General features: G+C 39.9%; 22 protein-coding genes, 3 pseudogenes and 1 other annotated feature. Of the genes and pseudogenes, 16 read left to right on the top strand and 9 right to left on the bottom strand.

Translation table 11 applies throughout. The features are described from left to right. Positions 1-16: 16 nt before the first annotated feature. From BM415_RS07835 to BM415_RS07825, 3 genes are all read left to right on the top strand, one after another. A complete protein-coding gene (locus BM415_RS07835; RefSeq protein WP_091156546.1) occupies positions 17-493 on the top strand; it encodes a GNAT family N-acetyltransferase in 477 nt (158 codons plus the stop codon). A 943-nt stretch (positions 494-1,436) separates the two neighbouring features. Continuing rightward, positions 1,437-1,976 carry a cysteine hydrolase family protein gene (locus BM415_RS07830; RefSeq protein WP_091156544.1) on the top strand — a complete coding sequence of 180 codons (540 nt, stop codon included), beginning with the start codon at positions 1,437-1,439 and terminating at the stop codon, positions 1,974-1,976. 179 nt (positions 1,977-2,155) lie between these two features. Next, positions 2,156-2,410 carry an RHS repeat domain-containing protein gene (locus BM415_RS07825; RefSeq protein ID WP_170862478.1) on the top strand — a complete coding sequence of 85 codons (255 nt, stop codon included), beginning with the start codon at positions 2,156-2,158 and terminating at the stop codon, positions 2,408-2,410. Positions 2,411-2,901: 491 nt separating this feature from the next. On the opposite strand, the gene BM415_RS07820 is transcribed toward BM415_RS07825, so the two are convergent. Continuing rightward, a complete protein-coding gene (locus BM415_RS07820) occupies positions 2,902-3,453 on the bottom strand; it encodes a TetR/AcrR family transcriptional regulator (RefSeq protein ID WP_244533179.1) in 552 nt (183 codons plus the stop codon). Between the two features lie 438 nt (positions 3,454-3,891). Here BM415_RS07820 and BM415_RS07815 point away from each other — a divergent pair, with 438 nt between their 5' ends. From BM415_RS07815 to BM415_RS07790, 5 genes are all read left to right on the top strand, one after another. Continuing rightward, positions 3,892-4,284, top strand: coding sequence for an SDR family NAD(P)-dependent oxidoreductase (locus tag BM415_RS07815; RefSeq protein WP_091156539.1), 393 nt, complete (start codon positions 3,892-3,894; stop codon positions 4,282-4,284). 764 nt (positions 4,285-5,048) lie between these two features. Beyond that, complete coding sequence (locus BM415_RS07810; RefSeq protein ID WP_139236966.1) at positions 5,049-5,831, top strand: hypothetical protein; 783 nt, start codon at positions 5,049-5,051, stop codon at positions 5,829-5,831. Between the two features lie 528 nt (positions 5,832-6,359). Continuing rightward, positions 6,360-7,532 carry a hypothetical protein gene (locus BM415_RS07805; protein WP_091156535.1) on the top strand — a complete coding sequence of 391 codons (1,173 nt, stop codon included), beginning with the start codon at positions 6,360-6,362 and terminating at the stop codon, positions 7,530-7,532. A gap of 105 nt (positions 7,533-7,637) precedes the next feature. Then, positions 7,638-8,537 (top strand): CPBP family intramembrane glutamic endopeptidase, encoded by a 900-nt coding sequence (locus tag BM415_RS07800; RefSeq protein WP_091156532.1) that lies wholly within the window; start codon positions 7,638-7,640, stop codon positions 8,535-8,537. Positions 8,538-9,320: 783 nt separating this feature from the next. Beyond that, positions 9,321-9,564 (top strand) — a binding site (T-box leader). Between the two features lie 110 nt (positions 9,565-9,674). Next, complete coding sequence (locus tag BM415_RS07790; protein ID WP_170862398.1) at positions 9,675-11,555, top strand: alanine--tRNA ligase; 1,881 nt, start codon at positions 9,675-9,677, stop codon at positions 11,553-11,555. An 829-nt stretch (positions 11,556-12,384) separates the two neighbouring features. Here BM415_RS07790 and BM415_RS07785 read toward each other — a convergent pair. After that, positions 12,385-12,849: a transposase gene (locus tag BM415_RS07785; RefSeq protein ID WP_280142867.1), complete on the bottom strand. Its 465-nt coding sequence runs from the start codon at positions 12,847-12,849 to the stop codon at positions 12,385-12,387. Positions 12,850-13,197: 348 nt separating this feature from the next. Between BM415_RS07785 and BM415_RS07780 the strand changes: the two genes are divergently transcribed. Continuing rightward, positions 13,198-13,791, top strand: a complete 594-nt coding sequence (locus BM415_RS07780; protein WP_091156525.1) for a TetR/AcrR family transcriptional regulator — start codon at positions 13,198-13,200, stop codon at positions 13,789-13,791. A 15-nt stretch (positions 13,792-13,806) separates the two neighbouring features. Here BM415_RS07780 and BM415_RS25450 read toward each other — a convergent pair. Next, a pseudogene (locus tag BM415_RS25450) lies at positions 13,807-14,099 on the bottom strand (IS4 family transposase); the annotation flags it as partial. A gap of 221 nt (positions 14,100-14,320) precedes the next feature. Here BM415_RS25450 and BM415_RS07770 point away from each other — a divergent pair. The 3 genes and pseudogenes from BM415_RS07770 to BM415_RS07760 form a co-directional block, all read left to right on the top strand. Further along, on the top strand, positions 14,321-15,265 hold the full coding sequence (locus BM415_RS07770) for a DUF4097 family beta strand repeat-containing protein (RefSeq protein ID WP_091156523.1): 945 nt from the start codon (positions 14,321-14,323) through the stop codon (positions 15,263-15,265). 108 nt (positions 15,266-15,373) lie between these two features. After that, positions 15,374-16,030 carry a hypothetical protein gene (locus tag BM415_RS07765; protein ID WP_091156520.1) on the top strand — a complete coding sequence of 219 codons (657 nt, stop codon included), beginning with the start codon at positions 15,374-15,376 and terminating at the stop codon, positions 16,028-16,030. A 196-nt stretch (positions 16,031-16,226) separates the two neighbouring features. Next, positions 16,227-16,367: pseudogene (locus BM415_RS07760) on the top strand (helix-turn-helix transcriptional regulator); the annotation flags it as partial. Positions 16,368-17,132: 765 nt separating this feature from the next. Here the strand turns inward: BM415_RS07760 and BM415_RS07755 are convergent. Both BM415_RS07755 and BM415_RS07750 read right to left on the bottom strand, forming a co-directional pair. Next, positions 17,133-17,405: an HU family DNA-binding protein gene (locus BM415_RS07755; protein WP_091156516.1), complete on the bottom strand. Its 273-nt coding sequence runs from the start codon at positions 17,403-17,405 to the stop codon at positions 17,133-17,135. 113 nt (positions 17,406-17,518) lie between these two features. Continuing rightward, positions 17,519-17,722 (bottom strand): cold-shock protein, encoded by a 204-nt coding sequence (locus BM415_RS07750; protein ID WP_091156513.1) that lies wholly within the window; start codon positions 17,720-17,722, stop codon positions 17,519-17,521. 167 nt (positions 17,723-17,889) lie between these two features. Between BM415_RS07750 and BM415_RS07745 the strand changes: the two genes are divergently transcribed. Next, a complete protein-coding gene (locus BM415_RS07745) occupies positions 17,890-18,801 on the top strand; it encodes a tyrosine-type recombinase/integrase (RefSeq protein ID WP_091156511.1) in 912 nt (303 codons plus the stop codon). A 550-nt stretch (positions 18,802-19,351) separates the two neighbouring features. On the opposite strand, the gene BM415_RS07740 is transcribed toward BM415_RS07745, so the two are convergent. Both BM415_RS07740 and BM415_RS25445 read right to left on the bottom strand, forming a co-directional pair. Continuing rightward, positions 19,352-19,936 carry a hypothetical protein gene (locus BM415_RS07740; protein ID WP_091156508.1) on the bottom strand — a complete coding sequence of 195 codons (585 nt, stop codon included), beginning with the start codon at positions 19,934-19,936 and terminating at the stop codon, positions 19,352-19,354. 432 nt (positions 19,937-20,368) lie between these two features. After that, positions 20,369-20,573 (bottom strand): annotated as a pseudogene (locus tag BM415_RS25445) (NADPH-dependent FMN reductase); the annotation flags it as partial. Positions 20,574-21,058: 485 nt separating this feature from the next. Between BM415_RS25445 and BM415_RS07725 the strand changes: the two are divergent. After that, complete coding sequence (locus BM415_RS07725; RefSeq protein ID WP_091156504.1) at positions 21,059-21,565, top strand: DUF2247 family protein; 507 nt, start codon at positions 21,059-21,061, stop codon at positions 21,563-21,565. Between the two features lie 324 nt (positions 21,566-21,889). Beyond that, positions 21,890-22,219: a hypothetical protein gene (locus BM415_RS07720; protein ID WP_091156501.1), complete on the top strand. Its 330-nt coding sequence runs from the start codon at positions 21,890-21,892 to the stop codon at positions 22,217-22,219. Between the two features lie 476 nt (positions 22,220-22,695). Here BM415_RS07720 and BM415_RS07715 read toward each other — a convergent pair whose 3' ends face one another. Next, positions 22,696-23,421 (bottom strand): PadR family transcriptional regulator, encoded by a 726-nt coding sequence (locus BM415_RS07715; RefSeq protein WP_091156500.1) that lies wholly within the window; start codon positions 23,419-23,421, stop codon positions 22,696-22,698. Between the two features lie 172 nt (positions 23,422-23,593). Between BM415_RS07715 and BM415_RS07710 the strand changes: the two genes are divergently transcribed. Beyond that, positions 23,594-24,064, top strand: a complete 471-nt coding sequence (locus BM415_RS07710) for a hypothetical protein (RefSeq protein ID WP_091156497.1) — start codon at positions 23,594-23,596, stop codon at positions 24,062-24,064. A 91-nt stretch (positions 24,065-24,155) separates the two neighbouring features. Here BM415_RS07710 and BM415_RS07705 read toward each other — a convergent pair whose 3' ends face one another. Next, positions 24,156-25,058, bottom strand: a complete 903-nt coding sequence (locus BM415_RS07705; RefSeq protein WP_091156496.1) for an SDR family oxidoreductase — start codon at positions 25,056-25,058, stop codon at positions 24,156-24,158. Between the last annotated feature and the right edge of the window lie 35 nt (positions 25,059-25,093).

The following is a 25,093-nucleotide window of genomic DNA, read 5'->3' as shown; positions in this document are numbered from 1 at the left end:
CTGAGGGCATTAATATATGGATATATCTATCAAAAACGCTCATCAAGATGACTACGAGTCTTTATTGCCTTTATTTAGGCAGATTCATGATCTCCACGTTTTTGAAAGACCCGATTTGTACAAAAAAAACTCAACTCCAGTCGGGAAGGAATTCTTCTTATGCCAGCTGATTGATCCCAAACAGCATATTTTTGTTGCTACCATAGGCTTAGAAATAATCGGCCTGGTTGTGACGAAAGAAGAAGAAATAATTGAAAATTCTTTTGTTAATGCGAGAAAGATTTTATATATAAATAGTTTGTCTGTTTCCGAAACGTACAGAAATAAGGGCGTTGGAAAGAAACTTATGCAATATGTAATTGATTTCGGAGGAAGTCTGAAAGTTGATAGTATTGAATTAGGGGTATCGGAGAACAATGCTGCTGCAATTTTATTTTATGAATCATTCGGGATGACAACGAAGAGTAGAAAAATGGAGTTTAGGTTGAACTAACAGGAAACGTTAGTTCAAAATAGAATGGAGCAGTTTGCCGATCGGCAGCTGTTCTTTTTTTAAAAATAACGATCAGGACAGCACGAAGGCGTGTAGAATATATAATTCGGAATTGAGAAAATACTCTGAAAAAGGGCAGACGAAAAATGAACCTCCAACATCTTACAACAAATTAAGTCTTAGCGATATTGTTGTTACTTCTGCAATGTTATCAGGTTGGTTCATCCTGCGGGATGCGTTTCGATTAATTGAACGGATGATTGCGCATGGGAAACAGTTTTGCCCCCGAATCATGTGGCAACCCTCAAACAGCTGCAAGAAATGCAGGTCGAGCAACTCTCGCTGCCTCTGGCAGCGTAAAATTGTCTCCACGCATAATCGAAAAAAGGATCATTACGGCACAGGGGATACGTCTGTTCAAATTTAGCGACTGAAATGGAATCGGGATGAGAAGTGACTGCCCGCTATGCTGATCTCCCTTTCATTTCCAATATTGGTCGCTCAACATTTTTTTATGCTGCTCTCTTTAAACTGAAATGGTGCTTTTTGAACAGCCTCTTATAGATGGTGACGTAGCGTCCCCCGCAAAAGCTTTTTCCAATTTACTCGGAATGGAAACACAACGGATGACATTAGGTATTTGTATTGAGTTCATCATTGTAGCATTTAGAAGTCACTAGGGACTTTCCATTATGCTGACAATTTAAATTTTTCCGTTTATGAAAAATCTGCTTTTTCTGCCGTACTTAAGTAAAATTGTATGTATGACCTTGAATGTCGAGGAATAAGAGTATTAGCCTGTTGAAACATTTCGTTGTTGTGTGGTCTGCTTCGATTACATAGTCACTGTCGATCTTTCAGTGTGAAAAATGATGAATATAATTATGATTACGGGCAATTCTAACCTCTAGAAATTAATGAAGAAGATGAGGAGGGGATAGTTATGATCCATAAGCCAGCTTTATTGATCGTAGATGTACAAACCGGATCTTTTATGGATCCTCTCTTTATTCATAACAGTGAAAAATTATTAACCAATATCAAGCAACTTATTACTTGGGCCCACATAAGTAAGATTCCAGTCATACTTACTCAGCATAATGGGAAATTAGGGACGATTACCTCAAAAACATCTTCAGGGTGGTGTCTTCATCCCGCCTTACCCTTGTTAGCTCAAGATACGAAAATAGAAAAGGACTTTCCAGATTCATTTCAAGGTACCAACCTTGAATCACATTTAACTCATCTTAACGTTAATCGACTGGTTGTGGCGGGAATTCAGACTGAGATATGTGTTGATTCGACATGTCGTAGAGCATTTAGCTTGGGATATGACGTTATTTTAGTAAAAGATGCCCACAGTACCGCGGACTCTTCCTTTTTAAGTGCAGATCAAATCATTTCACACCATAATATGGTTCTACAAAACTGGTTTGTTTCTTTAAGCGATACTCAGAATATCATAATGTCGGTTTCAAGATAAACAAATATCCATCTATGTTTTTGTTGGAGATACAGCAGAGAAGATGCTTTGCTTTCATATAATTGTCCCACTAAAAAATCAGTCAATTTCGATAGGTACATATGTTTGATGGAAGAGGGACGATTCTCATTGAAAATGCAACATTGTTTGGGGAAATGCCCCCGATTTGGGGGCATTTTATGTATAAGTTAATTAAAGCTACTGATGCAAATGGTAAAGAAACAAAGATGGAGTATGATGCAAACGGTAATTTACTCAAAACAATCTATGCAAATGACCAAACCAGAGAATTAAAATACAATTCTCAAGGGAATATCATCAAAGCAGCTGATGTTTTAGGTAACTCTTACGTTTATGAGTATGATTCAAATGGAAACAAAACAAAGACTCAAAAGGATGATCGTTATGAGACAAAAATTAAGATCAACAACTGAATGCCATGGTTAATAGAAAATAATGAGGAATCAAAAAGTAGAATCTTTAAACTTGGTGTTAAATCAATTCATTCTTTGCTTAGAGATTCAAAAACAATTTCCTATCGAAATATTGCAGAAAGATCAAAGGAATTTGATGTATCGGGAAAGAGTATTCACATATTCACCCAAATAGCGTCAAAAACAATACGGATCTATACTTAGAACTTGTGGAAGTGCTTATTTATTGCAGTGCAGAATCAGACATGGCTTAAATCTCAGTTTGAAAATTTCAAATAAATGTTTGGGGTATTTCATAAGTCATTAAGTGACGATGAGATACCCTGATTTTTTTAGTTCCGATTTAAAGAGATCCATGCAGTTTGAAGTGTGATGTCAAGACTCGAATTATAACAATGCGTTCTCATTATAATCGCCCTGCCGGCTTGATCAGCAGTTTGTTCAGCTATTGGGCGGGATAGAATCGTTCGAATAAATCACTCTTGGAACGCTTAGAGAGGAGTGGTACCATTCATCAACATTGAACGAATTAAAATGGCCAACTGCTCATTAGTTATTGGTTTCTCATTATCATACCAGTGTCCAATGGTAGAAATAATGCCGGCAATTCCAAACTCAAAAATTAGTTGATTGTACACATCGTTTTTTGATAATCCAAACTCATGAAACAACATAGGCCGAAGCGATTCTTTTAATTTTTGGTGGAAATTGGGGTCGCCGCCTTTTCCTAATAAGATACTTAAATATTCTCCTTGAGTCTCATACATATTCGCAAGTATTTCAATTATATCTTTCTGCTGTTTCATTACGAGACTATTCTGAACGTTTTCTTTTAGTGTAAGGATAAGTCGTGTTTCCAATTGCTCAAGGACATCATAAATATCAATAAAATAATCATAAAACGTGCTGCGATAGTACCCAGCTTCATCTGTTATTTCTTTTACTGTTATTTTCTCAATCTTTTTTTCCCAATAAAACTTCCAAAATGATGCCATCAGTTTTTCTTTTGTTACAGCAGTGACTTCAGGTTTTTTTTCATACAAAATCCTCTTTTCGTAAATAAAACGACAAAAGTTGCTTTATTGTCGGTTGATGAATTCGTGGTGTATTTTATAATGAAAATTATAACACGACATGTTGTTGGATTAAACTAGTTGGAGTGATAATGATGAGGTTTTATTGAAACACTGGTATTACATCGGAGGCATTCTATTTGTCGGATTGGCGTTATTTTTGATTTTACTATATGGCCTTATTGGTCCACTAGGAATTCCCGATCGCTATCCCTTAAACAAAATGGAATGATTTCTTGGATAACATTAAAGTAAAGGAGAGGCTATTATGAAATTCTATAGCAGAAACTGGTACTACATAGGCGGAATTTTGTTCGTGATTTTATCCTTCGTCATGGGATTTTTCGGTGATCAATTTAATCTGAGATAGATTTTTCTGATTTAAAAATGGACAAGAAATATAGACCAATGGCAGGATACAATCGCTCGAAACTTTCAAACATACTGTGTGCCCGAGAATTAAATCGACGTGCGAAGAAGAAAGGTATCACTTCTATAGCAGTACATCCTGGTACAAGTCCTACAGGAATCGGGAGAAACGCACCGAAGGGAACCAAAGCATTCGGACTGTTATTAATGAAAATATTCGGAACTCCTCCTGATCAATCATCTTGGCCATCACTTATTGCGGCGACGGATTCGACAATCACCGGAGATATATATGTAGGGCTAGGAATGAATCCTCTAAAGGCTAAGAAACCGAAGTTTGTAGACTTCCCCAAAAAGGCATTGGATGTGCAGCTTGCTGAAAAACTTTGGTTACTATCCGAGAAGTTAACCGGAGTACATTATGACTTGTAAAAAAACTATCAAAGATGGCTCCTTTTTTTCGCTTATAGACCCGTTAAGATGAACTTTATCATATATGCCAGGTCATTAGGCAAATGGGAGACATTAAATTAAAAAAGGACGGCTTTTTGTCGGAGGACAAGTACATTATCCCATTGAAAGTCGCTATTTTAGCTGCTTTTCGTATTATCAGGTTAGCCAGTAATTACTGGTTGGCCTTTTTTTGTGGTCGTTTTACGATGGGGGAAGCCGGGAGAACGCAGGGGCTTTAGGGGCTTTGACCTCGTAATAAAAACGGTTCTCCCACGACCTCCAAAACACCATGGAATGAGGGAAAAGCTCGCGTAGGATTTGATGAGGATGGGCTTGTCTAAGCAGACTTTTTCTCTAGTTCTTTTCTCTAGTATTCAAAGTTAGTAAATTAATCATTGCATGGAAGTGATATCTACACATTAATGAAAAAAACAAGAGATTATTAATCTGTTAATAATGCGATAAGTATATCATAAATGCGAAAAATAAAGATTGAAGACATTATTCATGCTAGTTCTACAATTTTCCCTACTAAATTACATTTTCTCTGCCTTGAATAAAATAGATCATCCGTTTGATTGATTTTACATTAATATAATATAACTAATACAGAACGAGAAATAATTTACAAATATTTGTAAAAATAGGATTGACCTTCTAGTCATCAATCTATTATATTCAGGTATGAAAATTGATCTGGCCAGAAGATTTTCAATATGACATTGTTTGGAGGAGAAGGATTTATGAGAAAAAGAATTGCAGGATTTTTGCTAAGCATGGCATTAATGCTAACCGTTCCTTTTCAAGCCGTTGGAGCCGAATCGGTAGACAAGCTGGATCAGATCATTTCACTGCATGGCAATGGACTGACCAAGGAAGAATTGAAAGAGAGCCTTTCAGATTATTCCGATCAAGAAGGAATTACTCAGGATCAAGCAGCAGACCAGATTTTGAAAGAATTGCAGACTAGTAAAGCAGCGATCGAGCCCATGAGAACAATAACGGAGATTCCTGAAAAAGATAAAGCGGCTGTTTCCCTGTATTCTAGTCAAATCAATCCATTCTCTAACAATGGAAATGATGGAAGTTATCAACTAATTCAAAGCCGTAAAGGCACCTTCTTCTACCAGCCGGCGGCAACTTGGGGTTTCACCCATGGCCATATCGGAATGTACTATACTACAACGACGATTATTGAGGCAGCCAATCCTGATGATGGAATAAGAACAGCCTCAGTTGCAAATCGCAAAGTAGCGAAGGGATCCAGAGTCATGTCTACTTCTCTTACTACACTAACCGAAGATAGTAATGCTGCGAATTGGGCATACAGCAAAAAAGGCAACGGATATAACAGCAACTTTGCGGTCAACCGTTCCTGCGGTGGACCTAAGTACAATTGCTCACAGCTCGTATGGTGTTCATTTAAACAAAAAGCCGGTATCGATCTAGACAAGAATAAGGGAGCAGGTGTCTACCCGAATGACATTCGTGATCATGCCAATGTATATGACATCAAAGTGTATTAATGTAACCGCTATATAACCTCTAATCATCTTAAGTGCAATCTACTCTACATCACACCCAAAAAACAGACATAGGTGAATCAATTTCATAACTCATTAAAAAGGTGGATTCGAAACTATAATAGACAAATTAAATCATTTTGATCTATATATACTCTTGATTTAAGCAGCTAAAGGTATTTTGAAATTGATTCAGGAAAAGAAAATGACAACTTTAAATTACTTGCAAATGTCCCGGAAGGTTAGAAAAGCAAAACCGAATAAAGATACAGCAACATCCACCTACCGGCATTGATTTAGACAAGGATTACGGTTTCGGCGTCTTCGGTTTAAGATATTCAAGTTTACTGATCGAAGCAGCCGGGATCAAAGGCTGTACTTCCATAACGAGGTCAGGAGTACATGTGTCCTGGCCTCGTACCATTCACAATACAGTACATATGCATAATGTTGCTAACTTGCCAAAGTTGTTCGGGACCTTTTACCGGGGATGAATCACACTCTTAACACAGTCGAAGGAGATTTCAAACAATGTATAACCTGCCAAGCTATAAAATTATACTCTTATGCGTTCTATTGTTGCTCGTCATCATGCTTGCGGCATGTTCTGGAGATCAGGCTCCGGAAACAGAGAAAGTGACCTATTCAGAGGCTGTAGCTTCTATTCTATACTCAACGGACGTCGCTGGAGAGGGGTTAGGCTCTGGAATTAGCTATCTTTTTCTTGTTAAAGATGACGGGAGCATATCTGTGGTCAAGGATAGAGGTTTGGAACTCAATTCGCTCATTCCTTATCAGGATAAGTTGCTGCTTCATCAAAAGAGCGAACTGGTAGAAATACAAGCAGATAGCGAAATCAACCGGATTGAGTTTCAAGATTGTAATGCGCCGTCCGGGTACGGTCAATCTTCGGGCGTATTGGAAGGACCCGGCTATCATTATTCATTATTTAATGTCGGTTTCACCGAGGATATGAGCGGTTATACCTCCAAAATCAGGTGGGGCGATGGAAAGAGCAACTACTGTGGGGAGATTGGGAGTTTTTTTGAGACATTTGGGAATGACGATGAATTCATTTATTTGTTCAGCGGAGATTCAGTAGATCCGGAGAAATTAAACTTCCGAAGAGTGACGCTTTCCGATGGCGAGATTACGGAGAGCGACCCGGTAGAATTAACCAGTATGGAGTCAGATGCAAGAATCATGTTCACTCGCTTTATACCGTATAAGGATCGGCTTTTAGGTATTTTCTCAGACTCGTCGTTAGGTAATGCTGAGCTCAAGTTATTGGAGATTAACCCTGAAGAACCTTCTGATGCCAAGATACATGAATTAAAGAGTTACCCCGGCTATAGTTCAGATTATTTCCTTTATAACAAGGACAGCATTCATGTTCACGACGGGTTGATCTATTATGCGGACGGTTACGGTGATGTCTATGCTTATGATCCTGAAGCAGAGTCCTTGAATAAAAAGTTCCATTTTGAAAACTATACGAGAACTTCTATGCTTCAAGATGAGCAAGTTCATTTTACCGACAATCTTGTGTACTTTTTCAGGAAAAATCAAGAGAGCGGAGATCATATAATCGAAACTTATACACTGGATGGTGAAAAAAAATCCATCTTACCCGTAAAGGGCATTAAAGAGCAAATCGGAAAAGATAGTGTTCATATTTACGATTTTAAGATGCTAGTCAAATAATAATAGAAAGAAGGTTTAGATATGGATTTTCAAGCTCACTTTGATCTTGCAGTATTGCAGCAAGGAGGATGAACTATCTACAAAGCGTATAAAGGTACAAATAAAATGAATAACCAACTAACAATGAAGAGTGCAGGCTGGATATTCTTTGTTTCCTATGTCACCGGGATCCTTCTGTCTGCATGGATGAGCGGGCAAGGGAATAGGCACCATGAGGACCTATACTTATTTATGGGTTATGTTGCCGTAGGGCAGATCGGACTGAACGTGCTCCCCGCCGTATTATGGTGCCGGTATCGGAAAATATCTCTTATTACCGTGTTCAGACTTCATAGAGTTTCATTTAAAAATGTTATGCTTTCACTGCTAATCTACGCCCTATGTCAAATTATTTTATTGTTTTTTCATCAGGTTACCGAGGTTTTTTCTGTATGGTTGGGCGCTCCTTATCAGACATCGCATTATCCGGTTGCGGATTCCCTGCTCTCTTTATTTATCCTATTGGTTAGTATTGGAATTATCCCGCCGATTTGCGAAGAGCTGTTGTTCCGGGGAGTGCTGATAACGGGATATGCATGGCGTGGAATGTGGTTTGCAGCAGCGGCCAGCTCTTTTTTGTTCGCTATTTTCCACGATAATCCTTACAGGCTGATCGAATTATTCGGAGCGGCCTTTGTCTCTTCACTGCTGGTGATCAAGTCAGGCTCCATCATTCCGGGGATCATCGTTCATTTGTTGACCAATTCGGTTTATGTGCTCAGTTCCTATTTACAGGGCGGAGATATGCTTGAGGGAATTTCGAGACCTGAGGGTCCCGGTGCGGGTATCCTTTTACTAACCTTGGGTGCATCAATAATTTGCTTCTTTATTTGCAAATGGCTCTTAAGCCGATTTGACCCGCCAGGAGAGAAGGAAAAAGAGCAGAAAATGAGTTCCTCGGTACAGTGGATTGTCCCTATTGTTGCATCCGTCGGGGTGTTTATCCTAAAGTTATTGTATTTTTGATTGTTTTTTACTCGAAATGCTCCTCTAATTTCAATGGATTACCACACCTTTAAAAAGAGCAGTTCATCTTGCAGGATTGAGTTTTAGCATTTAGCAGCCAAAGAAGTGGAACATTTTAACTATGAATGCCCATATCAGCATGAATTAGATAAAATGAATATTCAATCAATGAAATCTTGCACACCACAAAAAATGGCAATTATGAGCATAAGCAGCTTCAAAAAACTGTTGAGGCATATATAAAAAAAGAATTTTTGAAATAATACAAAGTGAAAACAATTGATAATGTAATATGCCTTTAAATGCTATTATGAAAGTCAAATTGATAAATTCCATGTTGTAGAGATAATTTTGATTCTCAATCGTTTTCAATTGCGAATATAAAAGCACGGCAGTTATGGCTAGTGAGGCTCCACTGCGAACAAGTTTCTTACCGAACTGCTTTGGACAAATCAAAGGCTGACGGAAGGCCTCCTGCTGACCGCTTTCCAGGTAATTGTTCAGCAATTCCCTCTCTCAGAAGCACACCCAGTGTTGGTTTAAAGTTCTTGGTTCTTACGAATTGTGTTTTGGTGGATACCTATTCCTTCTGGATCAATAACCAATCAGCATTGGCTGAAAAGTGAATTTGTGAAGTTTATCAACGAATGAATCCTATCTCTTTAACAAGCAATAACCTTCAAAGAAAAGGGCAGATCAACTAATTTCTTCCTTTTCATAATTTAACAAAAATGTTAATTTACGGAGCAAGTTGGGTGTGATACCATTGGTTTAACTTAAAACGAAAAGGCTATGATGAGAAATAGTAGGTATTAGGGATCTCACAGAGAGAAGATGGTTGGTGCGAATCTTCATTGATCTAATAGTGAAGCAGTCTCGGAGCTGTGAACCGAACAGAGGAATCTTAGTAGGCTTCAACGGAGTTCCACCGTTATTCAGGAAACAATATCGGAGATATCCCGTATTGATAGAGTGCAGAGAAATCTGAAATTAGGTGGTAACACGGACATAATAGTTCGCCCTAAGTTGACAAGAAATATGTCAGCTCAGGGCTTTTTTTGTTTTATTTCTTCTCGTTTAATTATTTGCAAAATAATTTTCCGAGAATAAATAATAATTGAAATGGAGGTATTGAACATGGTGAAAATGACACCAGATGACTTAAGAAAGTCATATATTGATTTTATGAAAGGAATAGGGGCTAGCCAAGTGCCCTCTTCTAGCTTGTTACCAGAAAATGATCCCTCAACGTTGTTTACAGGAAGTGGAATGCAACCTATGGTTCCATATTTATTGGGGGAAAAGCATCCGATAGGTAATGAGATTGCTAATATTCAGAAGTGTTTAAGGACAGTGGATATTGATGAAGTAGGAGATACGTCGCATCTGACATTTTTTGAAATGATAGGTCGATGGGAGTTTGAAGCAAATGAAAATAACTATAAGAAAAAGCAAATCGATGCCATTTGGAATTGGCATATTATCGAATTAGGAATTGATCCTGGCAGGCTGTATATCAGTGCTTTTATAGGAAGTGATGATTTGAATATACAGAAAGATACGGAAGCCATTCAAATCTGGTCAGAAAAATTTAAATCAGTTGGTATAGAACCTATCATTGAAGATGATCCCTATCAATATGGGGCATCTAGAGGTGGGAAAATATTCTTATACGATGAAAAAGAAAATTGGTGGAGCCGAGCCGGAAGTCCATTGGATATGCCTGTTGGTGAACCGGGTGGGCCTGATAGTGAAATGTTCTATGATCTTGAACCAGGCGGTGATTCACTGGATCATCCTGCTTCTGTAAGCGAGAGGTTTTTAGAAATTGGGAACAACGTATTTATGTGTTACAAAAAAGAAGACACAGGATTTGTAAAAATGCAAAATCCCAATATTGATTATGGAGGCGGATTAGAAAGGGTTGCAACAGCCCTTAATGGTGACAAGGATATTTATAATACGGCTTTCTTCCTTAATCCCAAGAAAAAATTGATGGAGTTAAGTGGTAAACAATATACTGACGATTTAAAGTCGTTTAGAATCATACTTGATCATGTGAGAGCGGCTACTTTTCTAATTAATGATGGTGCGGAGCCAGCTAATAGTGATGCAGGGTATATAACAAGAAGGTTATTAAGAAGGGCGATTCGTGCAGGTAAAAAAATAGGTATACAAGGAAGTTTTGTGGGTGAGTTGTCTGAAGTTTATATAGATGAAGCAACAGCTTATGAAGATTTGATCGGTAATAAAAAGAAAGTTATCGAAATAGTAAATAAGGAAGAAAATCTTTTCTATAGAACTTTACAACAAGGAGAAATTGAAATACAAAAACATCTTAAGAATAAGGGTAAAGTTACAGGTGCGGATGCCTTTTATTTTTACGAAACATATGGGTTTCCCTTGGAGTTGACGGAAGAGTTTCTAACTGAAAATGGATATAGCGTGGAGGGCAAGGCGTCTTATATAGAGGCGGCAAAGAAACATGCTGAAAAGAGCAGAACTGCTTCTGCGGGTAAATTTAAAGGTGGATTAGCTGAACATTCAACAGAAACAACAGCGCTGCACACGGTATCTCATTTATTACTTGCTGGTTTAAGGGAAGTTTTAGGTGATCATGTTCATCAACAAGGAAGTAATATTACTTCAGAACGATTACGGTTTGACTTCAATCATGATGAAAAACTTACGCCAGAGCAAATAGCTGAGGTGGAAAAGTATGTGAATGATGCGATTTTATCAAAAGCAGTTACCTATATTTCAGAGATGCCTAAAATTGAAGCGAAAGAAAGTAATGTTGAAGGGAATTTTTGGGATAAATATCCGGATATCGTTAAGGTGTATACAATCAAAGATAACGAAGGGAAAGTTTGGAGTCGAGAAGTATGTGGAGGACCTCATGTAGAAGATACAACAAACTTAGGAAAGTTCAGTATTAAAAAAGAACAATCTTCTGCTGCTGGAGTTAGAAGGATTAAAGGAGTAATTAATAAATATTTCCAGAACGCGGAACAATAGCTGATGTTTTAGGATTGCCATTTGTAACAACGTTATGAGTTGCCGGGAATCCAGGATGAATGATAAATCCGGCAAACGAAGAGGGTTTGACATCGCTTCGCCTTTCCGTTGGCGGTACCGGAGCACAGTATTCAAAGAAAAAGCAATTCGGATTAAATCCGAATTGCTTTTTTACTGCAAGAAAGGGGACTAAATGAAAATTCAGTAGTAGTGTCGATTAACGTTTGTCGGGGGACAAGAACATATTCCCATTGAAAGTCGCTATTTTAGCTGCTTTTCTTATTATCAGGTTAGCCAGTAATTACTGGTTGGCCTTTTTTTGTGGTCGTTTTACGATGGGGGAAGCCGGGAGAACGCAGGGGCTTTAGGGGCTTTGACCTCGTAATAAAAACGGTTCTCCCACGACCTCTAAAACTCCATGTTTGAGCTGGTAGGGACGATGACCTCGCATAACAAGCGAAGCTATGGATTTGGAACCATCGTGGAACTAGCCGGCGAAATCAAAGACGAGGAGTGAGGAAATGGAACCTGTTGTAGGCGTGGATGTGGCCAAAGGTTCAAGTGTGGTATGCTAAAAGCATAATTCATTCACCGCAAGCGAAATAGGTCTAATGACGCCAGGCAACTGCACCAAAAGGGTTTTATGATTAAGATAACGGGAAACGTTAGATCAAAACAGTAATGGAGCAGTTTGCCAGTCGGCGCTGCTCCTTTTTTGTTAAGCTACCCTGAAAATTAACTCATAGCGTAACTCTAAAAAACAATACGAAACTAGGCGCAGCTTACAAGATTTTTAAAAAAGCTGCGTCTCTTGGTTTGAGAAGGTTAATTAGGATGCTTCCGAAGTGACCAGAGTTACAGTAAATCCAAGGTTTTCTAGCTTTCGAACAGTCTGTTTGACGATCGCGTCTTGGTGCCGTTTCTCAAAATAATCGGAACCTAAGTCTTTATAATCTTCTTGCCTGGTTAGTAAATGGTAAGCAATGGTCATGATGGAGTGGGCTACGGCAACAGCTGCGCGTTGCCTTCCTTTGCGAGCTGCAATTCGCCTGTACTGGGCACCGAGATAATGATCTGATCCCCGTATGGAGTGAGAAGCTTCGATGAGTGCGGATCGGAAATATTTATTGCCTTTATGTGTTTTGGAGGACTTGCGTTTGCCTGCGCTTTCATTGTGACCTGGAACAAGGCCAACCCATGAGCATAAATGAGCTGCACTCGGGAAACGAGAAGCAATGTCCGTGCCAATCTCGGCAAGGATTTGCTCGGCCGTTCGGGCTGCGATTCCCGGAATGCTATCCAGACGATCCAGGTCTTTTTGGAAAGGGGCGAGCCGTTTTGCTAAGGGAACTTTGTGTCAATTTTAAAAAAGTGACGAGGGACAAGAAAATGGTCCGATTACCGATTTGTCACAAACCTAATTAAAAGTCAACACACAATGACAAGAATTTTATTTCATTCCCGATATGATTTCATTGACGGAGGTTAGCAAAGATGATTAGACTGATCAAGAATTTTCAAGAAATGTAGAGGGCCAAGAACAAAACATTGACAGGAAATTGAAAAGTGCTTAAAATAAAATTTGATTGAACGATCAAAATAAAAAATGAACAATCAGTTTAAAATGAAGGTGGATGAATAAATGGAAAACAAACAATCTTTGATAGCTGATGCACGGAGAGAACAGATCATTAAAGCTGCTATAGAGGTTTTAACAGAAATTGGTTATCTCAGCACGAGCCTTTCCAAAATAGCAAATAAAGCAAATATAAGTACAGGACTTATATCTTATCATTTCTCTGGTAAGGAAGATTTGATGAAAAATACTTTGATGTATTTGGTTGAACAAGAGCGAGCGTTTATTAAGGGAAAAGTAGAACAGAAACAAACGTATATGGAGAAATTAATGGTTTTTATAGAAGCAAGTTTAGCCTACCAGGGTACAAACCGTGGATATAACACTGCTTTACTTGAAATTGTTTTTAATGCTCGCACGCCAGACAACGTCCCTTATTATCTGGCAGAAATTAATGATGAAGATCAATTAAATGTTTTGTTGAAAGAGATTCTTTACAAAGGACAAGAGTCTAAAGAATTTGGTGATTTTGATCCTCAAGTGATTGCAATTGTCATTCGGGGTGCTTTATCAGCGTCAATGTCATTGCCTCAAAATGAATTAAGCCTTGAAGACTACAGTGAAAAGATAATAAAGAGCTTTTTAAAAATGATTAAATAATAAACCGAAAGCAACTCAACTTTCGCAGCTTGAAATCGGCAGATAAGCCTTGATGCAACTGGGCAAAGCGACAATCCACTGCTGGAGATGACGCCGAATAAGGAACGAAAGCTTTTTGCCCGCTTTCGACACCACTTCATGGATCAAGGCAAGCAGCTGTTGCAGAGCGATCGCCCAATCGAGCGCGAATCATCCGTGCTTTGTCGATGCTGCTAAGCGAGCTAGATATAGCGCGAGAACACAACGGTGGTGTGGCTTACGAGCAAATCGTATGAACGGCCTTAGAACTCTTTTTGCAGTCGCTGCAGCGGTGACATCAATTACGTTCGTCAGGCATGGGATTACTGATTATAATATCGAGAACAGGGCGCAAGGATCTACCGGAGGCTTTAACAGGAAGAAGGTTCAACTGTTACGAGACGGGCATTTTGCTGGCGCTGGCTAGCAGTATGTATTTACGGATATGCTCCGGCTAGGCGCCGCCTATCTGCGCTGGAACATCCGAACCTTTAAAAAGGGAGAATTAATCGTGAACAATAAGAAGTGGTTTTTCCTGGGGATTTCGCTGATCGTCTTGAGCTTCGCCGGAACGGCTTGTCAGCCGCTCGATTTTGTCGACAAGTTGCCCGCGCACGAGCAGAAATGGACGTTTGCGCAGCACGAGTTGAATGCGCTCGTCATCGACAGTGAATATGACGTGAACATGGAGTTCATCGCCAGCCCCGACGACACCAACTACGTGGAAATCAGCGGGAATATGCAGCAAAATACGATCGATCAGTTGAAAGCGACAGAAATCACAGGGGATGCGCTGGAACTCCAGCTGCTGAAGGATGTGAAATTAGTCGCCCCCAACTACAAGTCCATCAATACGCGGATTATTGTAGCGCTGGCGGATGACACCCGGCTGCAGCAGATCAGTTATAAATCGGGCTCCGGCAACACCAGCTTTACCGGCTTGAAGGCGGAAATGATCGACTTGTCCGTTTCTTCCGGCAATCTGCGCGCGGAAGTTATCACCGCCGGACGGTTGAGTTTAACTTCAAAATCCGGGGATATTACTGCGGAGCGGATCCAGGGGGATACAGAAATCCAGCTGCACTCCGGCGATATCAAGGTGGATGGGCTGAAGGGCGCCCTGACAGTGCAGTCGACTTCCGGCAGCATTACCGCCGTGGACGTCGACGGCTCGGCCGATACCTCGCTGCATTCGGGCAATATCAAGTTTGACCGGTTCACCGGACACGGCGTGTTTAAATCGGCCTCTGGCAACATTACTCTGACGGGGCAGCGTTCGGACAGCCTTGACATCTCCGTCCGTACCGGTGACGTGACTTTGTCGCCCGATCCGGAGTTCAATGGGTTCTTCGACCTGAAGACCACATCCGGACACATCACGGCGCCCGAATCCCCGCAAGAGACGACGGACGTTATCAAGGTACGGGCAGCTTCGGGCGATATTCGGATCCGGTGAAGGTGTCCGTCAGTGAGAGATCATGGTGAAAGAGTTGAGGCAGGCTTACGCCTCTGTTGAAAAATAGCGGTAATTTGTTAATTTAATAAACAAAAAGGATGTGAAGAAGTGTTCAAAGAGAGGAGTCGACGTAAAGCCGCGCGACGGGTCAAGACCGGGAACGGGCGTCCACTAAAGGACTTCCGCTGGTGGCAGCCGCTCTCCCGTGCCCTGTACTACCTCACGTTGACAAACGATGATGACCGACAATTGGTCTTCGCCGTTGACGTCTCGTATTGGCAACAGTTTCTGGCGGATGATGGTAAGGGCAAGGCCCATCTATACCTCGATGGCAAACATCACGCCGAGTCCAAACTCCCTGCGGACTTCCCCGTGGCTGGAGGAACGATCGAAGTAGCGTCCACGGTTTTCGGCCTCAAACGTTGCCACTACGTCACCGACGAAGGAGCCGTGCACCAGCTCATCCCGGACGAGAGTTCCGCCGAAGGGCGGCGCGCTCGTCTTGATCGCGAGCACCCGTCGTTGAGCCGATGGATCGGATTTATTTCGCTGATCATGCTCATCGTTCCTATGGTTCTCGCCATCCCTCAGATCATCGATGCGGTCACTCAGGTGCCTTTGATAGCTCAGCGCTTCGGGACCTTCAACTCGCCCATTGCTCTGCCGATGTGGATCAACATCGCGCTCGGTCTCTGCGCCGCAGCGGGCAGTGTGGAGCGCACAACGCGACTGCAATGGAACGCTTTGCTAGATGGTAGCTTTTAGTAGGTAGCTGGCCAATGCGATTCAATTTATCTATACACCCAGGCATGCTTCGTGGCTCAACCGGATTACTAAATATTTTGTAGAAGAGCCTTGATTACTGAAAGATGTAAGACGACAATATACTAGCTATAACAGTTTATTGTTGAGGTGAATATTAAATGGATGAAGTCTATGAATCAAAACAAATTGTATTATAATGGGCGCTGCCTTGAAAAAGTACAGAAAAGAAAAAAATATTAGCTTAGACGACTTAGCTGAATTAACGGGCGTAAGCAAACTTACTCTGGGGAATATCGAACGTGGCGAAACAAATCCAACTTTGACGATTATATGGAAATTTTAAAAGGCATATCTTTACCGCTATTTGCTTTGTTCAAATGATACCATTTCTAATGTCCGAGGAAAAAATGATACATGTGGTGATAGATTTGATAAATTGGAGAATACTTTGACGATTGGTGAGTTACTTCTCTTAGTTCCGAAGACAATAGCACAATTATTTAAATAACTATTATCTAACGAAGTCAGTAATATACCGTTAAGCTAACGGTCAGGTTAACGCGGGGTTTCGCATACAATCTCCATAGAGGAGATGGTTCAAGATGGAGATTATTAACGCTGTGTTTAAAGTGATTGGTTATGCATTTGCTTTTGTAGTAACTGCTATATGGAAGAAAGAAAAATGAAGAGGTGACTTCTACATTCGGTCATGATTAAACTGAGGGGAAGCGTTAGTTCAAAAACAGGAAGGAGCAGTTATGCCGGTTGAAAACGTCTGCAGGCTCAAACGAATTCCGATCGCAGGAATGTAGTGCATGGCTGCGTTGCTCTATAGTTCAGCACCTGAAGGTCCAGATGATGAATAGAGTGGCAGCCGATATTCCTCGTAATCCAGTGCAGTAGCTTCCTTACATATGTCTTTCCTTAAAATGCCCAGATTAGCTGTTTCTGTTTGCAAGCCCTGTTTGGAATAATAATTAATAATGTCATCGATAGTAGCAAATGGGACATTTGTATTTGAATCAAGTGTACTTATTTCGATATAAAACCACTTTTCTGATGTAGTAACATCTTTTATTCTAAGAATTTGGTGACTTTAAGCTTAATTTAAAGCTTCTTTAAGAGCAGAGCCTGCCGTGAATACAGGAACGTTACCTGCCGGAAGCAGCACCTTTTCACCGGTTTTGCTGTTTTTTCCCATGCGTGCTTCACGATAGCGGACATCAAACTTCCCGAAGCCTACTAGTTGAACTTCTTTTCCTTGCTTTAAAGCTTCAAAGATGGAGTCCAGCACTTGACTTACAGCTTTTTCGGCATTCTTTTTTGAAAACCCACTAGACTTATACACTGCTTCTATTAATTCTTCATTATTCATTTGCGATACCTCACTTTTATGATTATAAATTATGAAAATGAAAGACCTCTTGTATGGACGCAACCAAGAATAAACAAAAAAGCTATCCCACTTTTAGGACAGCTTAAAAGATTTTAATATATTTTAGAAACGTTCTCAGCCTGCGGTCCACGATTACCTTGGGCCACATTGAACTGAACGCGTTGACCTTCATCCAATGACTTGTAACCATCACCTTCAATCGCGCTGAAATGAACGAATACGTCATTTCCGTCTTCGATTTCGATAAAGCCAAAGCCTTTCTCAGCATTAAACCATTTAACTGTACCTGTTTGCATAGAATTCCTCCTAAAATAAATTTAACCATAACCATTTCATTGACAGCTAATATATATTAACGATCATTAGGTGTTATCAATGCATACAAGTTGATGTCCGCTAATGTTTAGGTTAATATAAGAATACCATGTCCGCTAATGTAAGTCAAGATTTGGAGGCTTTGCTAATGAAAGAAGCGAACGGGATTTCAGAACAGGGTAAGCAAACGATTCAGGACTTTGTTTTCGCTCTCACCACCCATGGAAATTTGAATCCTAAAACATTAAAAGAGTACGCAAGCGACTTAAAACATTTTATTAGTTGGTTTGAGAAAGCCTACAACCAAGAGGAAGAAGTTATATTCCGAATTGAAGAAGTTGCCGCTTCAACAATAATACGATATCGAGATTCCGCGCAAAAAGTGATGGAATTGAAACCAGCGACCATTAACCGCCGGCTTATAACTCTAAAACGTTTTTTTGAATGGGCTATGTCGGAATCCAGGATTCACCGCGATCCTTCCAAGCAGGTCAAATTGATTCCCGAAGAAAAGGTAAGCCCGCGCAAGATGACAGATATAGAAGAAGCTGCATTGATCGCTGCAGCTGAGCAAGGCGGTTCTCATCGGGATCAGACTATCCTAATCGTGATGCTTCACACCGGCTTGCGGACAATGGAATTATGTGATTTAGCTCCAAAGGATATTCAAATCGGAACACATAGTGCCCAGCTTATAGTTCGATCCGGAAAACGAAATAAACAGCGTGAAGTACCTTTGAACGCTACATGCAGAGTTGCTATAGAAAAATATTTGGAAGAACTCCCTCCGGACAGTCAATATCTGTTTCCTTCGGAGAAAACTGGTGATCGATTGACTGAACGCGCTTTACGACATTTGATTCAAAAATATATGAAAGCATCAATGCTCGAAGGATTAAGCGCCCATGATCTACGGCACCGGTTTGGTTACGTAATGGCAGAGAATACGCCGTTACACCGTTTGGCGCAAATTATGGGGAACGATAGTCTGAACACAACGATGACTTACTTCAAGGCGACTCGTGTGGATCTGCAATCAGAAGTTGAATCGTTACTTTGAAAACTTGAACAGACGTGTTATAGATTATAAATGATTACAAACAAACGAGACTAACCGTTTATCGGTATTCAACTGGGGAACGGTTGTCGGGGGACAAGAACATAATTCGATTACCGATTAGATGAAATATCTAATCGGTATCTGACCGCTAATTCATTAAGCTAACGGGCAGGTTAGTTACATTAATGTAAGATTCGAGTGAAAGTAAAGTTGGTATGGTATTTGATGATTATAAGGGTTTCTCGGGAGGGATAAACATAATGAAATTTTATGAAGTTGCCTTGTATCTTCACAACGGTTATAGAGATATTGAGCTAGTGGTGTCGAGGGACAAGAACATATTCCCATTGAAGTCGCTATTTTAGCGGCTTTTTTTATTTTATCGGTACAAGTTCTTGTCCCGAGCCAAGGACAAGAACTTAATCCGATTGCCGATTAGATGGATATCTAAATAGAAGCACATGTAGTTTGAGCCACGATAAATACAATGATACAGGACATTCCTCTTAAATGGAACCACTGCCTCAAGGAGAGGTAAGCATGTTTTAACCTAATAAATTGGAGTATGATTTCTTGAGTAATTATCTACTTTGTCGAAAACTTTTTTGGTGGACTTCTTGTCTTGCATGGTTGTATCCTTTAACACATTATTCAAATCATCAATGTAGGATTTGTATTTTTTCGCATCACCCGTAATATCTTTACCTTCCATGGTATAACTAGTAAATAATCGTGAAGAAATTATTACAAAATCTGAAGTAAAACTCTGAAGAGGGGATAGCCCTCTTTTGTACAACAATTTACTTTTTACATCTAGAAGTTTTAAATCCGAATCCATCTTGTAAGTGGAACTTAGCAAGTCATAAAGCGCTAGTTGTTTCTTTTTTTCATCCGTTTCCTCAAAATAGGTATTCAGACTTGTTTGCGCAGCACGAATGTCAACCATAAACAACTCATAAGAACCTTTTATATCACCATTGTTTGGAGTCGATTTATAATCTTGATACAACATAGAAACATTTAAGAAGATAGACACAAATAATATAATAAGGAGTAACGCACTAATAAATTTTCTCAAAATTTCTCCCCTTTCTAAAATACAGTTGATATTTTTCATAGTAGAACTATTTTGCATTTATTTGCCACTTTTTAGTTACTTGGGCAACGGGCATCCCTATTTACTATGTATGGCCATACATAAGCAATACCATTATATAGAAAATCAATAAAATTAGTCTATTGGTAATTAATCCAAAAACTTATGAGTAGAAGTGCTCCTAGAATTGGCGACTTGTTAGATCCCAGTGTAACTTGGTAAAGTTTTCTGCAGATTTGATCATAGATTAAAAGGCAACTTGTATATTAATACACGGGCACACGACTCTCTCTGATCCATTGTATGATCTGGAAGAGGGGCATGGGCATATTCTCTGGATATTCTCACCACTTGGGAAGGTTATCGCCACCCAAACTGTCGATTATTTTCGTTGATGGCACAAGAAGAGTTTGTATGATAGAACCCATGTTGTTGGGGGATAATAACTATTCCCTTTGAAGCCTCTAAAGGAGCGCCACCGGGACCGTACGTGTTCAATCCATACCCGATCGAAATCCACTGTGAACAGTTGATTCCGTGTAAATTGCATACGATAGTCTGCAAATGCGACAGCGAGCTAAACTCCCAGCGGACCGCCTGCGGAACTTACGGAAAGCACTGCCTTGCCCGCAACCTGGTTTCCGGTTATATAGTCTAGGGCTGGCCCATTCTTCAATATTTGATTGCCAACGATTCCCGCATTGAGAACGGAGATCGGATGGGCGGGAAATTGAGCGATACACCCGTTGCGGGTTGAGCCACAATTTATTGTGTTTATCGGTAACTTCTTTCCTTAAATATTTTAATGATCTGCAAGTAAATTCACGATACACCATTGAAACCAGAGTTCACTTTAAATTTAGGTTGTTAAATTTATGTTTTGATACACTTTCTAATATAAAGGAGGGGTATTTATGTCAAAATTATTGAGTTATCGAAGAAAACATCAAGATATAAAAATACAATTGCTTAGACTATCTAAAAAAATCGATGAATCTGAGGACCTTGAAGACATAATTTTTTATCAAGAATTATGCGAGAGGTATGCAATATTTCTTAAGAGTATTGAAAAGAAATGTAATAATGAATTGGGTATCACTATTTGCACCAATTGTTTAAAGTAGGTGGGATTATAAATGGTAAGCCAAACTAAAGAGGTGAATGATGAATACTCTGAACGTAGTTTTACCTTATGAATATGTTGATAAGTTAACTAATTTAACTTGGAATGATGTTTCATTTGCTATTGAAAATGGTTTCATGTCAAGAATATCAGCTATTGAACATGCCTTTGAAATTATTAGCAAAGAACCCAATCCTTCTAAAGATGTAATAGATTTAACTTGGCTAAAAGATGATAAAGGAGTGCTGTATTATTTAGACAGAATAATAAGCTCCACAGAGAGAGATTACAATGGGAGCAAGAAAAAGTTTCTGTATTTAATTTTGAGTTGGTTATACGAGCATAAGACTCAATATTCCGATCCTCTTGGCATGGTCGAAGTGATATATGCGGATTTTGATTATCCAACTGAAATATCTGAATTTGTACGATATATGCCTAGTCAAAAACCTATATCTGATTTGTATGAGGAAAATATTGCACAATTATTTCGTGAATGGAAATCATATTTAACACACGAAGAAGATAAATATCATAAGAAATGATTAACATGTTATGACCTTGAGGGCAGCAATCCTCAAGGCTTTTCTTGCTATGCGGTTGGTTTAACCTTTTAGATGCCTTTTATTCATAATACCTAATTGTCGGGGGACAAGAACATATTCCCATTGAAGTCGCTATTTTAGCGGCTTTTTTATGTTATCGGTACAAGTTCGTGTCCCGAGTCAAGGACAAGAACTTGTACCGATTGCCGGAATGGACAAGAACATGTTCCTATTACCGATTAGATAGATATCTAATTAAATTTTACAGCTTTTTCATTAAGCTAACGGGCAGGTTAGTTTAATGAGAGTGGAGGTAACAGCAGCTTGAATAGCTTGCATGATTTTTTTATTACCAGAAAAGCGATTGAGTCCCTTTACAATAAATTAAGGCTTCCAGAATTAGATGAGAACTCTCAAGATTGGGAATTTGAAGCTGTAAATTCATCAAGAGTGAATGAGTTCATTTCTTTTTATGGAACTGCTGCATTGGATCGAGATGAAAAATTCGCCTTAATGAACTTAATAATTTCATCAATTGATGACGCAATAACAGAAGGCAATTACGAATTAAAGACTTGGAAAAACATAAAGAAACATCTAATAGAAGATATGAATTTGCATAGAGGAACAATTATATTTTGGTCGTTTAACTGAAGAAGAACTTGATAATTGTTTTTCTATTACACCATATATGAGAGAAGTTACTTTGAATTAATCATTCTACACTACTTGTTTCCTTTCACAGTAGATGGATTATGTAATTAACTAGTGCTTTCGAAAGGCAAGAACTTGAAATGTTGAAAAGCTACGGAACTACTAATATTTTTATTTCGTCTATATTAAGACAACAAGAATATGGGGGAGTATACATGAAGAATATTTTGGTGTTCCTAGCTTTTCTTTTGGTGATAATGAGTCATAGAAGGTCACATGATGCCAGATCACTGGCGATAGAGCCCTGAGAAAAGGGGATTTTTCTAACCTGCATACATATGTACAAAATACGGGTTTTGTGAACATATAGTGAAAATTAGATTTTATAATCCTTATGTATTTATATGACCATCTTAAAATGAAAGCGCTAACTTTCGTTTTGTGCAATGATATTAATCCCCTTGTATTATTCATGTTTACTCTTGAGATTGATCCATTCCCTTATCTGTAGCTAAATCTGAATCCGAGTCTATAATGTTAGAGCCTGCAGCTTCATCTTCACGATGTGTATTCGGTTGGGCTCCTAATAGTTCACTTAGACGAGACTCAAATTGACCCAGTAGCTCTTTGATTTGCAGAGATTGTGCTGATTCGGGATTAAGTTTGATTTCTTTCACTGCTCCTGCCATTAGAAACAAAAGATCTGGCTGCTCCTTCATTAATCCACGTAGATGATGCCTTCCCACTTCTTTATCCGGACGCAGATGACGTTTACGCTCCTCCCAATGTCCTCCTGGTTGATCCTGACCTATCTTTCTTTCTGCCAATACAGCTATGCCTTCCTCGGTAATATGATACAGCTTCTTCCCATCCGTATCCGTACTTGTGATGAGCTTCATGTCTTCCAGCAGCTGCAGATTGGGATATACAGATCCTGCACTGGGAACATATAATCCACCTGTCTTCTCTTCCATAGCCTTAATTAACTGATATCCATGCATAGGTTCAGAGATCAATAACTCCAGCAGAGCAAATTTAAATTCACCTCTCCCAAAGAATCGATGCCTGCCTTCCCCTCGTCCGCCTCGATGATCTCCGCGTGATCCTCCATGCCGGTGCTTTATAAATGTTCCCTCAAAATGAGATATATCTCTGTGCCCTGCAAAATGTCTCCACTCCATGTGTCTGTCTTGAAACTTCATCTGACACTCACTCCCTATTAACGATATATCGTAATAATATAGCGATATATCGTTATAGTCAACCCATCATTTGGCTTCTTACGCATATTTTTATGAGACAACTCGACTATATTTCAATCTTAGCTTAACTCATTCCTTAGTCCCCTACCCTTACAGTCAAACCGATGATCCTGTGATTAGCGAGGAAGAAGAAGTAGAATTAACAGCAGATGAACTGGATTATGAGAACTATCTCGATCAATTGCTTGCGATTGCACAATACGAGGAAAAAGCTTCTTCAGCACTGCCGAGTACGTTGTACATATCCTCTTCCAATCGTAAGTCTCTGTTCCTTAAATTTAACAATACCGTAGTGCCTAACTATACGAAATATGTATCACAGCTGAAGCAGATCAAACCGGAAAATGCTGAGCTGCAAAAAATCCATACCAAATTAACTCGTGGAAGCTACAATCAGCTCGAAGGATACCTGTTGTATAAGCGCGCACTATCGAAGTACACCATTAACCGTACACTGCTTACCCAAGGGAATGCCAAAGTGAAGACCGCCAAGAATGGATTGAACAGTCTAAGGCAGAATTTGATGAATATGCTGAAAAGCTTGGCTAAGAATAATGACGTTTTATCTACTGGTATCTCCTGATTACATTCGGATTAAATAAAACGTTTATCTTATGATTTCACAAAAAAGAACGGTGATCCAATAAAGATCCCGTTCTTTCTGTATATATCTATTAGGGTGTAGGTGATCCACCGTTTGCATTAATCGTCTCACCGGTAATGTAGCTGGATTCCTGACTCGCCAAGAATACATAAGACGAAGCCATTTCTGCAGGCTGACCCGCGCGTCCAAGCGGAGTTGTTGAACCAAACTCTGCGAGCTTCTCTGTCGGCTGACCGCCTACGATCTGAAGAGGTGTCCATACCGGTCCAGGTGCAACTACATTTACACGAATCCCCTTGCTTCCAAGCTGCTGAGCCAAAGCTTTGCTGAATGTATTAATCGCGCTCTTCGTTGTTGCGTAATCCAGCAGTATTGGCGACGGCTTATATGCTTGAATGGAGGATGTGTTAATAATGGAGCTTCCAGGCTTCATATGCTTCACAGCCGCTTTGCACAGCCAGAACATGGAATACACATTCGTCTTAAATGTCGCGTCGAATTGCTCTGTTGTGAGCTCCTCGATCTGCTCCACATATTGCTGCTTCCCTGCGACATTCGCTAGGATGTCAATACCGCCAAGCTCTTTTACCGCACTCTCAATCAGCTTCACGCAATAGGCTTCATCCTTCAGATCACCAGGGATGGCGACGGCCTTCTGTCCTGCCTCTTCGATGAGCTTAACCACTTCTTTGGCATCAGATTCCTCTTCAGGAAGATAAGACAGTACAACATCTGCCCCTTCGCGTGCATAAGCAATGGCTGCTGCGCGTCCGATTCCACTATCCGCTCCAGTGACGACTGCCTTGCGTCCTTTTAGACGCCCCGTTCCGCGATAGCTTGTCTCTCCGCAATCGGGAACAGGCTCCATCTTCGATTGAATGCCAGGCTCAGGCTGCTTCTGCTTCCACTCTGGTGTAGCCTTTGGATACTGTTTCGTGGGATCCTGCATCGTATATTGGTCTTGATTTGCCATTATTAGTACCTCCTTAAGTTACAACATTAGGATTT

The organism is Paenibacillus sp. 453mf (assembly GCF_900116105.1).
In the GTDB taxonomy this organism is placed as follows: domain Bacteria; phylum Bacillota; class Bacilli; order Paenibacillales; family Paenibacillaceae; genus Paenibacillus; species Paenibacillus provencensis.
The sequence above is the reverse complement of the archived record's forward strand: the minus strand, read 5'-3'. Positions and strand labels throughout refer to the sequence as shown.

What these genes read in the sequence shown, in the direction of transcription:
- BM415_RS07830 (WP_091156544.1), top strand. Translation starts at nt 1,437, where the DNA reads ATGATCCATAAGCCAGCTTTATTGATCGTAGATGTACAAACCGGATCT.
- BM415_RS07725 (WP_091156504.1), top strand. Translation starts at nt 21,059, where the DNA reads ATGATGAATACTCTGAACGTAGTTTTACCTTATGAATATGTTGATAAG.
- BM415_RS07740 (WP_091156508.1), bottom strand. Translation starts at nt 19,936, where the DNA reads ATGCAAAATAGTTCTACTATGAAAAATATCAACTGTATTTTAGAAAGG.
- BM415_RS07800 (WP_091156532.1), top strand. Translation starts at nt 7,638, where the DNA reads ATGAATAACCAACTAACAATGAAGAGTGCAGGCTGGATATTCTTTGTT.
- BM415_RS07810 (WP_139236966.1), top strand. Translation starts at nt 5,049, where the DNA reads ATGAGAAAAAGAATTGCAGGATTTTTGCTAAGCATGGCATTAATGCTA.
- BM415_RS07750 (WP_091156513.1), bottom strand. Translation starts at nt 17,722, where the DNA reads ATGCAAACAGGTACAGTTAAATGGTTTAATGCTGAGAAAGGCTTTGGC.
- BM415_RS07715 (WP_091156500.1), bottom strand. Translation starts at nt 23,421, where the DNA reads ATGAAGTTTCAAGACAGACACATGGAGTGGAGACATTTTGCAGGGCAC.
- BM415_RS07835 (WP_091156546.1), top strand. Translation starts at nt 17, where the DNA reads ATGGATATATCTATCAAAAACGCTCATCAAGATGACTACGAGTCTTTA.
- BM415_RS07825 (WP_170862478.1), top strand. Translation starts at nt 2,156, where the DNA reads ATGTATAAGTTAATTAAAGCTACTGATGCAAATGGTAAAGAAACAAAG.
- BM415_RS07755 (WP_091156516.1), bottom strand. Translation starts at nt 17,405, where the DNA reads ATGAATAATGAAGAATTAATAGAAGCAGTGTATAAGTCTAGTGGGTTT.
- BM415_RS07780 (WP_091156525.1), top strand. Translation starts at nt 13,198, where the DNA reads ATGGAAAACAAACAATCTTTGATAGCTGATGCACGGAGAGAACAGATC.
- BM415_RS07745 (WP_091156511.1), top strand. Translation starts at nt 17,890, where the DNA reads ATGAAAGAAGCGAACGGGATTTCAGAACAGGGTAAGCAAACGATTCAG.
- BM415_RS07815 (WP_091156539.1), top strand. Translation starts at nt 3,892, where the DNA reads ATGGCAGGATACAATCGCTCGAAACTTTCAAACATACTGTGTGCCCGA.
- BM415_RS07790 (WP_170862398.1), top strand. Translation starts at nt 9,675, where the DNA reads ATGGTGAAAATGACACCAGATGACTTAAGAAAGTCATATATTGATTTT.
- BM415_RS07705 (WP_091156496.1), bottom strand. Translation starts at nt 25,058, where the DNA reads ATGGCAAATCAAGACCAATATACGATGCAGGATCCCACGAAACAGTAT.
- BM415_RS07805 (WP_091156535.1), top strand. Translation starts at nt 6,360, where the DNA reads ATGTATAACCTGCCAAGCTATAAAATTATACTCTTATGCGTTCTATTG.